Source organism: Amycolatopsis sp. lyj-346 (assembly GCF_046548975.1).
In the GTDB taxonomy this organism is placed as follows: domain Bacteria; phylum Actinomycetota; class Actinomycetes; order Mycobacteriales; family Pseudonocardiaceae; genus Amycolatopsis.
On record NZ_JAJPWT010000002.1, the window covers coordinates 129,511 to 144,997 of the forward strand.

Below are 15,487 nucleotides of genomic sequence, written 5' to 3' on the forward strand. Positions count from 1 at the left end.
GGCGGCCGGTGAACGACTTCGCCGGTGCGTCGCCATGTTTTCGGAATTCGTATCGAAACGAGGGGGAACAGGTGAAATCCACACCCGCTGACGCGCTCACGGTGACGAACCTCGCGGAATCCGATGACCGTCACGGCGCTGATCGCGCCGTCGAGTTCCACGTCGCGCAGGGTCACGCCCTCAGCGTGACGCCACTGGCCGAGCGTGACGAACACGGCGATGCCGACCGCGGCGTCACCATGTACAACGAAGCCGGCAGGGCCGACGCCGCCTCGACCGCTGCGAAACCGCGCTGACCGGCGGAACCCGCGTTTCGATGCCCCGCGGGCACGTTCCCCGCACCTGCCTGGTGTCGATGCCGTGGCACTCGCTGCACCGCCCCTCCCTCGCCCTCGGGGTACTGCGCGCGGCGTGCGCACGGGAGGGCCTTCCGGTCCCGGTTTCCTACCACGGCAGTCTCGCCTTCGCCGACATGATGTTGTCGGCCGGCCTGACCGTGGGCGACTACGCGCAACTGGCGGACACCGGATTCCACCATTCGCTCGGCGAATGGGTTTTCGCGGGCGCGCTCAACGGACCCGATTTCGGTTGTGCGGGCATGCGGGATCTGGCCCGCGGCGCCGGCCTGCCCTTCCGCATCGCCGCGGCGGTTCGTGAGCTCGCGGACGAATTCGTGGATCAGGCCGCCGACACGATTCTCGCCCACGAGCCGGAACTGGTCGGCTTCAGCGCGACCTTCAGCCAGACCATCGCCAGCCTCGCGGTGGCCCGGCGGATCAAGGACCGGCGACCCGGCGCGCAGATCCTGCTCGGCGGCTATTCGACCGACGGCCCGATGGGCGTGGCGCTGCACCGGGAGTACCCGTTCGTCGACTACGTCCTGCGCGGCGAGGCCGACGTGTCATTTCCGAAACTGCTTCTGGCCCTCGCCGAATGCCACGCGACCGGCACCCGCGACGGCCTCGACGACGTGCCCCAGCTCTGCTGGCGTGACGACGACGGCGCCACCCGGGTCAGCCCGTGCCCGTCCCGGCCGGTCTCGCCGACGTCGATCACGACACCGGACTACGACGACTGGTTCGCCGCCGTGCCCGCTTCCGTCGCGGCCCGCGTCGAACCGGAGCTGGTCGTGGAGTCCTCCCGCGGCTGCTGGTGGGGCGCGAAACACCACTGCGTCTTCTGCGGCCTCAACGGCACCGCGATGGCCTACCGGGCCAAGCCCGCCGAGTCCTTTGTGGACGAAGTGCTCGGGCTGGTGCGCCGGCACCGGATCCTCGACGTCACCACGATCGACAACATCCTGCCGAACGAGTACTACCGGTCGGCGCTGCCGGAGCTGGCCGGCGCCGGCCACGACCTGCGCATCCACTACGAGATCAAGGCCAACGCCCAGATCGAGGACGTGGCCGCGCTGCGGGCGGCCGGGGTGTGGGACGTCCAGCCCGGCGTCGAGAGCCTGGTCGACGACGTCCTGCACCGGATGCGCAAGGGTGTCCGCGGGGCACACAACGTGCGGATGCTGCGCGACGGTGCCTCGGCCGGGCTCAACATCACCTGGAACTGGTTGTACGGGTTTCCGGGCGAACGCGTGGCGGACTACGCCGCGGTCGTGGCCCAGTTGCCCGCCCTGGTGCACCTGCAACCGCCCAGCGGTGCGGCACGGATCGCCCTGCAACGGTTCTCGCCGAACTTCGACGACCCGCGGCAGGGCTTCACCGAGCGCCGCCCGGCGGCGGGGTCGCGCCTCGTCCACGACATCGACGACCCGGAGCGGCTCGCCGAGCTCGTCTACTCCTTCGACACCCCGGACCAGGGACTGACGGCCGAGGAGGTCACGCCGCTGGTCGACGCGCTGGTCGCGTGGACGGCGGGCTATCCGGGGAGTGCGCTGATCGCCCGCACCATCGGCGACGTCGTGGTGATCCGGGACCGGCGCCACGGCTGGGCACCGGCCGACCACGTGCTCGAACACCCGCGGGAAATCGCGGCCTGGCGAGCACTGGAAACCGGCCGCGCCCCGCTCCGGGTGCTCGCCGAACAGAACCACGAATGGGACCCGGACGACTTCGGCCACTGGCTTCGCCGGCTCGAGGAGGCCGGCCTGGTCTTCACCGACGGCACCTTGTGGATCACGCTCGCCACCTCGCCCGCCGTGGCGCGGAAGACCCACTTGCCGTTGCCGGTTCTCACGCCGTCCGCCTGAGAAGGAGCCCCATGCGTACCCTGGCCGCCCCGCACCCAGCGTGGCCCGAAACGGTCGAACTCGACTTCGGCCGGATCGACGCCGATCCCGGCGCCGCACTGCGTGTCGTGGCCGAACTGGCCGGACGTGCGCAGCAGCTGCGGCTGCCGGAGCCGTTCGCCTTCGGCGAATCCGCGCACCGCGACGCGACGATGGTGCGCTTGCTCGCCGCTGCCGCCGCGGCGTTCGTTCCGGTGGACTGGACCTTGCGGGAGCCGTTGCCGGGCGCCATTCCGGAACGCGCTCTGTGCCATCTGCCGCCGCCGCGGAACGAACTCGGCCGCCGCTGGCGTGAAGCCCACGGCGTGGGCATCTGCACCTACCGGTACGGCCCCGGGTTCGTCCTCATCCACGACACCCGCCCGGGCGGGCCGCTCAACCGCGTCCACGTCGAAGCCGGCTGGGTCGACACGTTCCGGACCCTCGCCGGCACGGACCGGCCGCCGGCCGGCGGGGCCGCGGCGGATCTCGCCGACCAGCTGGCGGCTCACCAGCTCGCCCTGCGGTTGGACGACCGGTACGCCGTCGTGCTGCCCTACCACGCGGATCGGCGTCCGCCACCCGGCCGGGCGGTCCCGGCGGTGAAGCCGAGCCCATGACCGACGCCTCGCCGAAGGCGCCGGCGCCCGGGCTGCGCGGGCATCGCGCGTTCCGGCTCCTGTGGACCGCGGACGCCGCCTCCCAGCTGGGTACCGCCGCCGCGACCGCGCTGGTGCCCCTGCTCGCCGCGACCACCCTCGGCGCCACTCCGCTGCAGATGGGACTGCTCACCGCGGCGCAGACCGTGGCGTTCCTGGTCATCGGCCTGCCCGCCGGTGCCTGGATCGACCGGACCCGCCGCCGCCGCGCGGTACTCGTCGGCGCCGACCTCGTCCGGGCCCTGCTGTTCTTCGGGCTTCCGATCGCGGGCTGGACCGGGGTGCTGGACTTCGGGCAGCTGCTCGTCACGGCTGTTCTCGTCGGCGTCGCGACCGTGTTCTTCGACGCCGCCTACCAGGCGTACCTGCCGGTGGTGATCGGGCTGGAGAACCTGGAAACCGGCTACGCGCGCCTGCAGATCACCCTGTCGGTCGCCGCGGCCGCCGGGCCCGGCATCGGCGGCCTGCTCACTCGCGCGATCGGCGCCGCCTCCGGGCTGGTGCTCACCGGGGCGGGCTACCTGGCTTCGGCCGCGCTCCTGTCGCGCGTCCGGGCCGACGTGCCGCCGCTACCACCGCGGCCGCGGAAGGTGCGGCTACGCACCGAGATCGCCGAGGGGCTCCACTACATCGCCGGTCACCGCCAGCTCCGCCCGCTGGCCGTCGCGAGTGCCGTCGCCGCGTTCTTCACCGCGGGCATCATGTCCATGGAAGTCCTGTTCTTCACGCACGACCTGCACCTGGACGCGGCGGGCGCGGGCGTGCTGCTGGCCCTGTCGGGCGTGGGCAGCGTCATCGGCGCCGCGACGACCGGCCGCTGGACCCGCCGCATCGGGGCGGCTCGCGCCAACTGGCTGGTGCCGGTGCTGACGTGGCCACCCCACCTGCTGCTCCCGCTCGCCCAGCCGGGCCTGCCCGGCCTGGTACTGGCCGCAACGGGAATCGTCATCCACGCCGCCGGCGGCACGACCTACAACGTGATCGTGATGACCCGCCGCCAGCACCTGACGCCGGACGCACTGCGCGGCCGCGTCCACACGAGCATGCGCGTGCTCATCTGGGGAACCATGCCGCTCGGCGCACTGGCCGCGGGCGTCTTCGCCGAGTCGGTGGGTACGCGCGCGACCCTGACCGTCGCCGTCGCCGGGATTCTCCTCGCGATCGTGCCCGCGGCCTGGTCCGCCCGCGACCCGGCCCAGTGACGTCCTGCGGGAGGCCGACACAGCAACCGCCGCCCGCGCACGCGAGAAGGCCGGGCATCCCCCACCACCTTCCTTCGAGCAGTGTTCGAAGGCGCGGGTGCGGGATGCCCGGCCGCCATGCCGAGATCAGGCCCAGGACGACCGCAGCGCGATCAGGTCGGCCGTCGACTGGTCGCCGAACGACGCCGCCCCCTGCGCGGGCAGGTTGTCGACGTTGTCGTAACCGCCGAAGCCGTGCGCGCGCATCAGCGCCTCGGCCGCGGCGTTGGCGGCGCGGTGGTTCGTCGCGCGCTCGGCGGCCTGGAGCGCCGCCCAGCCGACCCGGAACACGTCGACGCAGCAGCCCACGGGCACGACGTCGCCGGAAACCTTGAGCGGCCGCACCGCGGCACCTTCGGCGAACAGCTTGGTCGCGACAGTCTCAACAGAATTCATGGTGCGTTCCTTTTCGGGTGTCGGGAGTTCGACGATCGAGAGGCTATCGACCGGTGCCCCGCCGCGAATCCATCATGATAAGGGCGCAGTTCACGAAACCGCCCCGCGAAGATTGCCGGACGACGCATCTGTTGCGTCCATCGCCCGCCGTATAGGTCATTATACAGTTGAGGGGCTCGTTGCCGAGGGTGGCGCGGCGTTTCGAGCCGGGTGCCCGCCGGACGGAAGTCTGGGCATCCGACCAGACTTCGCGCGCGGTGCTGGGCCTGGCCCGCCCGCCCGCGATTCACTGGCCTCTCCCGCGCGGGCGTGCGGAGAACGGGAGAACCGGGCGCAATGCGGATGGCTGAACTCAGCGCGGAATCGGGTGTTCCGGTCGCGACGGTCAAGTACTACCTGCGCGAGGGCCTGCTGCCCGCGGGCCGCCGGGTCGGCCCCAACCAAGCGCAGTACACCCCCGAGCACGTCAAGCGGCTCCGGCTCGTCTGCGCACTGCGCGAGATCGGGGGGCTGTCGCTGGCGGAAGTGGCCGACGTGCTCGCGGCACTCGACGCCGGCCGCGCGGCCCGGGTCGTGCTCGGCGTGGCGCAGGACGGCCGGGTCTCCGTCCGCCCGGTTCCCGCGCCGGCCCGGGCCTGGGCCCTCGGCCGTGTCAGCGAGCTGCTCGGCGAACCGGCCGACGACACCGACCCGGCCGTGACCAACCTGGTCACCGTGCTGGCCGTGTGCCAGAGCCTGGGCCACGAGGAGGTTTCCGGCCGGCTCGCCGCGTACGCCGCCCTCGCCCGCGAAGTCGCCGCGGTCGACGCCGCCCTGATCGACGACTTCGGCCCGGCCCGGCGCCCCGCGGAGACCGCGCTCATCACCACCTTGCTCGGCGAACCGCTGTTCGCCGCGCTACGCCACTTCGCCCTCGTCGACGCGCTGAACGCGACACCGGCCGAAGCCTGACGCCGGGGCCTGCCCTCCCCCGGCGCCGGACCTCGTCAGCGCTTCCGGTGCAGTGGCGCACGGCCCGCGTATTCCGCCGCCGTCCCCAGCTCCTCCTCGATCCGCAACAGCTGGTTGTACTTCGCCGTGCGGTCGGCCCGCGACAGCGAACCGGTCTTGATCTGGCCGCATTCCACGGCGACCGACAGGTCGGCGATCGTCGTGTCCTCGGTCTCCCCTGACCGGTGCGACAGCACTACGCCGTACCTCGCGCGCGAAGCCGTCTCGACCGCGTCCAGCGTCTCGGTGAGCGTGCCGATCTGGTTGACCTTGACCAAGAGCGCGTTGGCCACGCCCTGTTCGATGCCCTCCGACAGCAGCGCCACGTTCGTGCAGAAGACGTCGTCGCCGACGAGCTGCACCTCCTCGCCCAGCGCCCGCGTCACCAGCTGCCAGCCGCCGATGTCGTCCTGGGCCATGGCGTCCTCGATCGACGCGATCGGGTACCGGGCGACCAGGTCGCGCAGGTACCCGGCGTGCTCGGACGCCGACCGCTTCACGCCTTCGCCGCGGTAGTGGTAACTCCCGTCCTCGTAGAACTCCGAGGCCGCCAGGTCCAGCATCAGCACCACGTCGTCCCCGGGCACGTACCCGGCCCGCTCGATCGCCCGCACCACGAAGTCCAGCGCCTGCTCGGCCGTGTCGAGCTGGGGTGCGAACCCACCCTCGTCGCCGACGTTCGTGTTGTGCCCGGCGTCACGCAGGATTCCGCGCAGCGTGTGGAACACCTCGGCGCCGATCCGGACCGCGTCCGCGAAGCTCGACGCGCCGACCGGCGCGATCATGAACTCCTGGAAGTCGATGCCGTTGTCGGCGTGCGCGCCCCCGTTGACGATGTTCATCATCGGCGTCGGCAGCAGGTGTGCGCCGTCTCCGCCGAGGTGGCGGTACAGCGGCAGCACGTGCGCCCGCGCGGCCGCCTTCGCCACCGCCAGCGACACCCCGAGGATGGCGTTCGCGCCCAGGCGCGCCTTGTTCGGCGTGCCGTCCAGCTCGATCATCGCCCGGTCCACAGTGGCCTGCGAGCGCGAGTCGAGGCCCACGACCGCGCCGGCGAGCTCGCCGTTGACCGCGGCGACCGCTTTCGCGACTCCCTTGCCCAGGAACCGGCGCGGGTCGCCGTCGCGCAGCTCGACGGCTTCGCGCGTGCCCGTCGACGCTCCCGACGGCACTGCCGCCCGCCCGGACGACCCGTCGGCCAGCTCGACGTCGACTTCGACGGTCGGGTTGCCGCGGCTGTCCAGGATCTCCCGGCCGGTGACTTGGACGATGGCAGTCATTTCTCTCCTCAGCGCACGACGGGGTCGCACTTCGGGTTCGGGGAAGGGCCGGCGGGACGAACACGGCACGGGCGGGACGACGTCGTCACCTGCCACCGGCCGGACCGGTACCACCGTTCTACCGAGCCGGAACTGGGGAAAACCCCAGGATCGGCCCGCGCGGGAGAACGTCGCGGTGCAGGAGGTGCCGACCGGGTACGGAGCACGTGGCACGAGCCCGATGCCGCGCGCGTCCGGCGGATGGGCCAGGCTGGTCGCACCGGCCAAAGCTCCGGCCGGCGATCGCGCGCAGACGGGAGAGACGTGGCTGTTCGGAGTGGGGTGCGGGGATCTCCCCGGTCGGAACTGGCGGGCCGGGACTGGGAACTGCGGGTGCTCACCGATCGCGCCCGCGTCGCCGCCCTCGGCGAAGGGCAGGCGGTGCTGCTGCGCGGGCCCGCCGGGATCGGGAAGACCCGGCTGCTGTCCGTCGCGCTCGGCGAGCCGGCCGGGACCGCCGCCACCGTGCTCACCGCGACCTGCGCCGACACCGGTGCCACGGCCTACGAAACGGTCCGCGCGCTGTTCGGTCCGCTGTGGCCGCGCGGGGCCGATCTGTTCACCGGCAGCGCCCGGCTCGCGCTGCCCGCCCTCGCCCCCGAACGCGGCGACGGCGCCGCCGACACCTACTCGGTCATGCACGGCCTCTCCTGGCTGGTGGCCGACCTCGCCGCCCGGGGCCCCGTCGTCCTGGCGGTCGACGACGCCCAGTGGGGCGACGAAACCTCCCTGCGCTGGCTGGGCTTCCTGCTGCGCCGGGCCGAAAACCTGCCGGTGCTGGTGCTGATGACCCAGCGCACGGGCCCGGCCGAGCCCGGCCCGGAGGCGCTCGCCGAGATCGGCACGGCGGTGAACTGCCTGGCGGTCGACCTCGCGCCGCTGGCCGCCGACGCGGTCGCCGACGTCCTGGCCGCCGGGTTCGGCGCGGCCCCGGATCCGGAGTTCGTCCGCCGCGCCGTCGACGTCACCGGCGGCAACCCCTTCCTCCTCGACCGCGTGGTCGGCGCGCTGCGCGACCGCGTGCCCCCGGACGCCGGGCACGCCGACGTGCTCGACGAGCTCGGCCGGGAAGCGGTCGTCGGCCCGCTGCTGGACCGGCTGTCCCCGGACGCGCTGGCCGTCGCGCGCGCGATCGCGGTGCTGGGCGGTGAGGAGCTGGAGACGATCGCCGCGCTCGCCGGCACCCGGCCCGGCCCGGCGGGCCATGCCGTGCAGGCGCTGCGCGAGGGCGAGCTGCTCGAACCGGGCCGGCTGGACTACGCCCACGACCTGATCCGCACGGCCGTGCTGAACACCGCGGACCCGGCCGAGCTGACCCGGCTGCGCGAACGCGCGGCCATGCTGCTCAACGACAGCGGCCGCTCCAGCGAAGAGGTTGCGGCGCACCTGCCGGTGCTCGACGGGCCACCGCAACCGTGGATGGTCACGGTGCTGCGCGAAGCAGCTGCCGCCGCCGAAAGCCGGGGTGCGCCCGCGGCGGCCGCGCGGTACCTCGCGCAGGTGCTGCGGGCCCGCGAGGACGACGTCCCCGTGCTCGTGCACCTGGCCAGGGTGCTGGGGCAAATCGACCCGGCGGCGTCGCTGCGGCACCTCGAACGCGCGCTCCAGCTGGTGGACGACCCGCGCCGGCGGGTGCCGATCGCCATGCAGTACGTCATGGTGTCGCTGAGCGCGCAGAACGCCCAGCGGTCCTACGCACTGGCAACGGAAGTCGCCGACGCCCTCGAAGCGGTGATCGGGTCCGCTCCCACTTCCGCCGACCGGGCGCTGCGCATGGTCAGCCAGTCGGCGCTGCTGCTGTCCGGGCTGGACGAGAAGGCCACCGTCGTGCAGGTCGGTGCCCGGTTCCGCGACGTCGTCGCGCCGCCGGGCGACACCGCCGAGGAGCGCGAGCTGCTCGGCATGCTCTCGTCGCTGGGCACCTTGCAGGGCCGCCCCGCCGCCGAAGTCGTCGCCCAGGCCGCCCAGGTGCTGCGCATCGGCGACGTCGCCCCGGGCGGCTGGGCCGTGCTCGGCGCCGTGCTCACCCTCTACCTCGCCGACCGGCCCGAGCCCGCGCTCGCCGCGATCGGCGGCGTGCTGGACCACGCGCAGCGCCGCGGCGAAGCGTGGACCTACGTCCTCGGGGCGACCACCCGCGCGCTGATCCACCAGTTCTGCGGCAACCTCACCGACGCGCTGGCGGACGCGCAGCACTCCTTCGACATCATCACGCAGGAGCGCTGGGCGCCCGGCACCGTCATGCCGCAGGCCGTGCTGGCCTCGCTGCTGGTACGCCAGGACGATCCGGCCGGGGCGGAGCGGACGCTGGCCACGATCGTCCGGCCCCGGCTGGAAGACTTCACGCTCGAGTACCACTGGTACCTGCTCGCGAAGGCCCGCGCCCGGGCCGCCCTCGGCGATCCGGAGGGCGCGCTCGCCGAGCTGCGCAGGTGCGGAGAAAGCCTGCTGGACAGCGGGATCGGCAACCCGGTGCTGGCGCCGTGGTGGTACGAGGCGGCCGAGCTGCTCGCCGGCCTGGGCCGGACCGCCGAGGGCGAGGCGGTGCTCGACAGTGCCGAACCCGCGATCCGCCGCTGGGGCACCACCCGGGCACTGGGCATGCTCGAGACCTCGCGCGGAGTGCTCGCCACCGGGGACGCGGCGATCGAGCGGCTGCGGAACGCGGCCGAGCTCCTGGCCGATTCCCCCGCGAAGCTGGAGCAGGCGAAGGCCGAGTACCTGCTCGGCAAGCGGTTGCTGGTGCGCGGGGACGCCGAAGGCGCGCGGGAACGGTTACGCCGGTCGATCGACCTGTCCGTGCTCAGCCGGGACCGGCAGCAGCTCGGGCTTTCGCTGCCCGCGTTGGCGGAGGCGGGCGGGCGGATGCGCCACGGCACCGGTTCGCCGTCGGACGCGCTGAGCGGCAGCGAACGACGGGTGGCCCAGCGAGCCGCGGAGGGGGCGACCAACCGGGAGATCGCCGAGTCGCTGTTCGTCACCCAGCGCACCGTCGAGGTGCACCTGACGAGCGTCTACCGCAAGCTCGGCATCGGGGGGCGCGCCGACCTGGCGGAAGCGCTGCGCAACCACTGAGCCACCGTTGGTCGCGGAATGCCCGGCTGTGCCCGGAAAACCTGGCCGCGCGGGCAGAGCTCCCGGCCCCGGCGGGCGACTCGGCACCAGGACCCCGACGGCGGCTTAGGCTGCCCTCGGCCGGGTCGATGCCGACCGGCCGAGGGAGGAGGTCGGCCGGTGCGCGAATCGCGGCTCGTCGGCCGGGAGCACGCGGTGAACGTGCTCGACGACCTGGTCGCGGGCTTGGCGCGGGGACGCGGGGCCACGGCGGGGATCTCGGGTCCCGCGGGCACCGGCCGGACGGCGCTGCTGGACCGGGTGCTCGCGGCCGCGCCGGGTGCGCCGGCTTCGTGCGTCCCGGACGGGATCCCGTTCGGCGCGGCGACGCAGCTGGCCGCCGCGCTGCTGCCTCCGGCTGCGTACGCCGACCTGGTGACCGCCTGCCTCGAGGACCGTGAGCGCGCGGCCGGCCGGCTGTGCGATGCGTTCGTGAGCCTCGCCGCCGCACGACCGCTGGTGCTGGCCGTCGACGACCTGCAGTGGGCCGACGAATGGTCGCTGCGGTGGTTCCGGGAGATGGCCACGCGCACCGGCGACGCCCCCGTGCTGCTGCTCGCGACGGCGCCCGAGCCGCTCGCCCTCGGCCACCGGATTTCGTTGTCCCCGTTGACGACCGCCGAGACGACGTCGCTGGCGCGCCGGGCGCTGGGCGAGCAGCCCCCGGAGGTGCTGGCGGCCGTGCTGGACGTCGTCCGCGGGCGGCCCGCGGTGCTGCACGAGCTGGCCGAGCGGTGGACTGCGGATCGGGCGGCGCCCGGGCACGGGGACCCGGCCCGGGTGGCGGCGGCCGGACGAGCGGTGACGTCGGCGCGGGCGGCACGGGTCCGCCGCGGCCTGCCGCCGGACGCGCTGGCCCTGCTGCGGGCGATGGCGGTCTCGGAGCACCTCGACGTCGTGGCGGCGATCGATCTCGCCGGGCTGCCGCCGTCGGCCGTGCCCGGGGCGCTGAGCGTGCTGGAGACCGGCGGCCTCGTGACGGACGGGCGCCCGGCGGAGCCGCACCTGGCGGCGGACGCGCTGGCCGAGCTGGCCGAACCGGAGCGGGCCGAGCTGTACCGCCGGGGCGCGGAGCTGGCCCTCCGGACGGGGGCGGGTGCCCTGGTCGCGGCGGAGCTGGTGCGCGCGGCGCCCCCGGTCGGCGAGCCGTGGGCGCGGGCGGTGCTCGTGGAGGCGGCCGAGCAGTGGTCGGCCCAGGGCAACCCGGTGGCGGCGGCCGAAGCCCTGCGGCGCGCGCTGGCCGAGCCCGCCCGCCCGGCCGAACGGGCAGCCCTGCTGATCCGGCTGGCCGCGGCGGTGGTCCACCGCGACCCCGGCCACGCGGACCGGCGGCTGGTCCAGGTGCTGAGGGAGCCGGATCCGGCCGGACACCGGGCAGCCGCGACGGCCGCGGACCTCCTCCTGGCCCGCGGCGACGCGGAGACGGTGCACCGGCTGGTGGCGGAGCTGGGTTCCCCGGCACCGGGCCGTTCGTCCACTGTGGACCCGGCACTGGTGGCGCTGGGTTTGCTGGCGCGGGAGGACGCGCCGGTCGATCCGGAGATACCGGTGCCGGCGCTGCCCGAGGTGGCCGTCCCGGGCGCGGAGGCACCGGCAGGCGAGGCGGGCCCGGACGCGCCCGGCGGCGAAGAACCCGGCCGCGACGGGGAAACCCGCGGTTTCGCGACGGGGGCCGCGCCCCGCTCCCCCCACCACAGCCACACCACACCGGAACCACCTACCCGCAAACTCCCCGACCGCGAGTCCGCGACACCGCCCGGCCCCGGCCCCCACCGCCACGCGATGCCGGGCCGACCGCACCAGCCGCTCCCCGCCATCCCCCGCGATCCCGCCGCAGCCGGTGCCGCCGCCTTCCACCTCGCCGTTCGCGGGGAACAGCGCACGGCCGTTCTCGATTTCGCCGACCGCGCGCTCGTCGTGCGGGAAGAGGCGCCGCTCATGCCGCGCATCGCCGCCTGCCGGGCGCTGCTCTGCGCCGGGGTGCCCGGCGAGGCCGTCGACGCGCTGACCGCCGTCATCGCGGCAGCCCGGCGACGGAACGCGCGGGCCCCCGCCGCCCGGGCGCTCGTCCAGCGGGCCGCCGCCGCGCTGGGCGACGACCGGCCGGACGACGCCCTGCACGATCTCGCCGCCGCCGACCGGGAACTGCCCGCGCGCTGCTGGCATCCCGCCGCCCTCCCGGCCCGGTCCGCCGTCGAGATCACCGTCCAGCTGCGCCTCGGGCGATTCGAGCACGCCCGCGACCTCGCCGCCGAACCGCTGCCCCGGGAGGCCGGTCACGGAGCAGCCGCCGCGTTCCTGCTGCACGCCGAAGCGGAGCTCGCCCTCGCCGGCGACGACCCGGAAACGGCGCTCACCTCAGCGCTCGAGTGCGGCCGCGTCCTGCGCTCGCGCGGCTGGGTCAACCCGATGCTCATCCCGTGGCGCACGACGGCGAGCCTCGCGCTGCGCCGCCTCGGCGACCGCGAAGCCGCCACCACCCTGGCGGCCGAGGAGCTGGCTCTCGCCGAACACTGGGGCACCGCCGCGGCCCTCGAGGCACTGCGCGACCGGGCCGTCGCCGGGCACCGCGCCGTGCCCGCCCCGCGGTGGCCCGCCGATCCCCTGCCCGCGCCGGTACCGCGGTTCCCGCCCGTGCGCCCCGGCGCCCTCTCCCCCGCCGAACGCGACGTCGCCGAGCTCGCCGCGCGCGGGCTCGCCAACCGGGAGATCGCCCGGGAACTGTCGATCGCGCTGCGGACCGTGGAACTGCGGCTGACCAAGGTGTACCGCAAGCTCGGCCTCAAGGGCCGGGGAGCGCTCGGGGACCACTGGCCCACCCGGACCACGGACGGCTGAGGCGTGCTGTTCGGGCGCGAAACCCAAGACGCCGTCCTGACCGAAGCGGTGCAGGAGTCCGGCGGGGTCGTCGTGGTGCGCGGGGAAGCCGGGACCGGCCGTTCGGCGCTGCTGCGGCGGCTCGGCCGCCTCGCCGCCGGACGGGGCGCGCGGGTCCTGCGGGCGGGCGGGTCCCCCGCCGAACGGGACTTCCGCTTCGGTGTCGTGCGGCAGCTCGTCCTGCCGCTGCTCGACGATCCCTGCGAAGCCGCGCTGCCCCCGCTCGCCGGGAAGCTGATCCGGTCGCTGGCCGGACCCGTGCCGGCGGGCGACGACGACGTCCGGCTGCGCTACGGCCTGCACGTCCTGCTGGTCTCCCTCGCCGAGACCGGTCCGGTCGTGGCGCTGGTCGACGACCTGCGCTGGGCCGACGCCCCTTCGCTGCGCGCCTTGGCTTTCCTCGCCGTCCGGCTCCGCGGGACGCGGGTCTCCCTCGGCGTCGTGCTGCCCGGCACCCCGCGCGCACCGGTGCTGCAGGAGATCGCCCGGACGGCGGGGCACGAGGTCGTGGCGCGGCCGCTGTCCCCCGCCGGCACGCACGCGATGGTCGCCTCCCGGATCGGGACCAGGCCCGACCCCGCCTTCGCGACGACCTGCCACGACCTCACCGGCGGCCGGCCGAAGGACCTCGACGAGCTGCTGTCCCGCGCGTTCGCCCGCCGGCTGGGCAGAACCGCCGGCGACTGCGAAGCGCTGCGCGAACTCGGCGCCGCCGTGCGCCGGGAACGGCTGCGATCGCTGGTCCGGCGGGAGCCGGAGGTCGAAGCGTTCGCGCGGGCGGTCGTGACGCTCGGGCGGCACGCGGAACCCGAGCTGGTCGCCCGCTTGGCCGGGCTGGACGAAGCGGCGTGCGCCGAGGCCCGCACCCTGCTCGGCGACGCCTGGCTGAGCACCGCCGTCGACGGACGGCTGGTCCCCGAGCCCGCGCTGGTGCGGGTGGTCGAGCAGACGCGGACCGCGGCCGGCACCGCCGCCGCGCACCGGGCCGCGGCGGCTTTGCTGACCGCGCACGGGTTTCCGCCCGAGCAGGTCGCCGCGCAGCTGCTGAGCGTCGACACCCTCCGCGGGCGGGAAGAGGTCGCGACGTTGCGGGCGGCGGCCGTCGCGGCGCAGCGCCGGGGCGCCCGGGACCTGGCCGCGCGCTACCTGCGGCGAGCCCTGCTGGACGTCCCGCCCGGGCAGCCGGGCCGGGCCCGGCTGCTCACCGAACTGGCCGCCGCCGAAGCCGATCCACAGGCGGTCGTGCGGTACCTCGTGCAAGCCGCGCCGCTGCTGCCCGCGGGCCGCGAACGGGCCGAAGCGGTCGCGCGGATCCCGCTCGTCGCCGCCGCGCGCGGACCACTGGTCACGGAGCTCGTCCGGACGGTCGCCCGCCCGGACGAGCCCGATCTCGCCCGGCGCCTGGAGGCCCGCGACTGGTTCGCCGCGCTCGAGGAGCCGGACCGGCCGGCCGCGGCCGGCGCCCGGCTGCGGCAGCTCCCCGACCGGCCACGGGGACCCGGCGAACGGGAACTGCGCGCGGTCCTGCTGCTGGCCGCCACGCTCGGCGGACGCGTCAGCGCCGAAGAAGCGGCCCGGCACGCCATGCTCCTGCTGGACCACGAACCGGCGCGGACCGTCCGGGCCGGGACCGCGCTGCGGATCGTGCCGCTCGTGCTGACCGCCGCGGGCCGCCCGGACGCCGTCACGTCGTGGCTGGCGTCGGCGGGCGGGCCGCGGGCCACGACCACGACGCGGGTGCTCGTCGACGTCCACCGAGCGCTGGCGCTGCTTTCGCGCGGCCGGTTCGCCGAGGCCGCAGAGCCGGCGGAGCGGGCGTTCCGCGCGGCCGAGCCGGGGAGCTACGACGTGCTGGCGCTGCCGGCCACGACCCTCGCCCTGGTCGCGGACGCCGCGCGCCGCCGCGACCTGGCCCGGCAGGTGCTCGACGGTCTCCCCCGCTCCGAGGACCTCGCGGTGTTCGCGGTCCGCCGCGGCCTGCGGGGAATGCTGGCCGCCCGCGAAGACCCGGACGCGGCACTGGCGCAGTTCCTCGACCGCGGCCGTCTGCTGGACCGGGCGGGCTGGCGCAATCCCGCGATCCACCCGTGGCGCGGATCGGCGGCGCTGCTGGCGCTGCGGCTCGGCCGGACCGGGCAGGCCCGGCAGCTGGCCGAGGAACACCACCGGCTCTCCGTCGCGTGGGGCGCGCCCGCGACCGTCGGGCGGTCGCTGCGGGTGCTCGCCGCACTGGCCGACCGGCGGCGCGCGGTCGAGCTGCTGCGGGAAGCCGTCGAACTGCTGGACGGCGCGCCGGACGAGCTCGAAGCCGCCAAGGCCTGCGCCGACCTGGGCACGCGCCTGCGCCAGGCGGAACCGGAGACGGCACGGCGGTTGCTGGCCCGCGCGCGGCAGCTGGCCGAAAGCTGCGGCGCGGGCCGGCTCGAAGGGCAGGAAGACGGCGCCTTCGGCCACGTGGAGCCGTCCCGGTCCATGCCGGAGCTGACCGCGGGCGAGGCCACGGTTGCCCGGCTGGCCGCGGGCGGGCGGACCAACGCCGAGATCGCCGAGGAGCTGCGCATCAGCCGCCGGGCCGTCGAGAAGCACTTGACCGGCCTGTACCGGAAGCTGAAGATCGACGGCCGCGCGCAGCTGGCTTCGGCACTCGGTGAGCGCTCCACAGTGGACTAG

Annotated in this window: 10 protein-coding genes; 8 read left to right on the forward strand and 2 right to left on the reverse strand. The window is 75.0% G+C overall.

The window, feature by feature from the left end:
* Positions 1-8: 8 nt before the first annotated feature.
* From ACLJQE_RS07670 to ACLJQE_RS07685, 4 genes are read left to right on the forward strand one after another with little or no spacing between them, the layout of a single operon-like run.
* Entirely contained in the window at positions 9-296 is a 288-nt protein-coding gene (locus ACLJQE_RS07670) for a hypothetical protein (protein ID WP_410638400.1), read from the forward strand.
* Between the two features lie 20 nt (positions 297-316).
* Positions 317-2,203 (forward strand): RiPP maturation radical SAM C-methyltransferase, encoded by a 1,887-nt coding sequence (locus tag ACLJQE_RS07675; RefSeq protein WP_410638401.1) that lies wholly within the window; start codon positions 317-319, stop codon positions 2,201-2,203.
* An 11-nt stretch (positions 2,204-2,214) separates the two neighbouring features.
* Entirely contained in the window at positions 2,215-2,841 is a 627-nt protein-coding gene (locus ACLJQE_RS07680) for a DUF5825 family protein (RefSeq protein ID WP_410638402.1), read from the forward strand.
* The gene (locus ACLJQE_RS07685) at positions 2,838-4,082 is read left to right on the forward strand and encodes an MFS transporter (RefSeq protein WP_410638403.1); all 1,245 of its coding nucleotides are present in this window, start codon (positions 2,838-2,840) and stop codon (positions 4,080-4,082) included. The genes ACLJQE_RS07680 and ACLJQE_RS07685 overlap by 4 nt, the downstream gene beginning before the upstream one ends.
* Positions 4,083-4,208: 126 nt before the next feature.
* Here the strand turns inward: ACLJQE_RS07685 and ACLJQE_RS07690 are convergent, their stop codons facing one another.
* Positions 4,209-4,517: a hypothetical protein gene (locus tag ACLJQE_RS07690; protein ID WP_410638405.1), complete on the reverse strand. Its 309-nt coding sequence runs from the start codon at positions 4,515-4,517 to the stop codon at positions 4,209-4,211.
* Positions 4,518-4,859: 342 nt separating this feature from the next.
* Between ACLJQE_RS07690 and ACLJQE_RS07695 the strand changes: the two genes are divergently transcribed.
* The gene (locus ACLJQE_RS07695) at positions 4,860-5,468 is read left to right on the forward strand and encodes a MerR family transcriptional regulator (RefSeq protein ID WP_410638406.1); all 609 of its coding nucleotides are present in this window, start codon (positions 4,860-4,862) and stop codon (positions 5,466-5,468) included.
* A gap of 35 nt (positions 5,469-5,503) precedes the next feature.
* Here the strand turns inward: ACLJQE_RS07695 and eno are convergent, their stop codons facing one another.
* Positions 5,504-6,787: a phosphopyruvate hydratase gene (eno, locus tag ACLJQE_RS07700; protein ID WP_410638407.1), complete on the reverse strand. Its 1,284-nt coding sequence runs from the start codon at positions 6,785-6,787 to the stop codon at positions 5,504-5,506.
* Between the two features lie 321 nt (positions 6,788-7,108).
* Here eno and ACLJQE_RS07705 point away from each other — a divergent pair, with 321 nt between their 5' ends.
* From ACLJQE_RS07705 to ACLJQE_RS07715, 3 genes are all read left to right on the forward strand, one after another.
* Positions 7,109-9,901 carry an AAA family ATPase gene (locus ACLJQE_RS07705; RefSeq protein WP_410638408.1) on the forward strand — a complete coding sequence of 931 codons (2,793 nt, stop codon included), beginning with the start codon at positions 7,109-7,111 and terminating at the stop codon, positions 9,899-9,901.
* Between the two features lie 159 nt (positions 9,902-10,060).
* Positions 10,061-12,778 carry a helix-turn-helix transcriptional regulator gene (locus tag ACLJQE_RS07710; RefSeq protein ID WP_410638409.1) on the forward strand — a complete coding sequence of 906 codons (2,718 nt, stop codon included), beginning with the start codon at positions 10,061-10,063 and terminating at the stop codon, positions 12,776-12,778.
* Positions 12,779-12,781: 3 nt separating this feature from the next.
* Positions 12,782-15,487: an AAA family ATPase gene (locus tag ACLJQE_RS07715; RefSeq protein ID WP_410638410.1), complete on the forward strand. Its 2,706-nt coding sequence runs from the start codon at positions 12,782-12,784 to the stop codon at positions 15,485-15,487.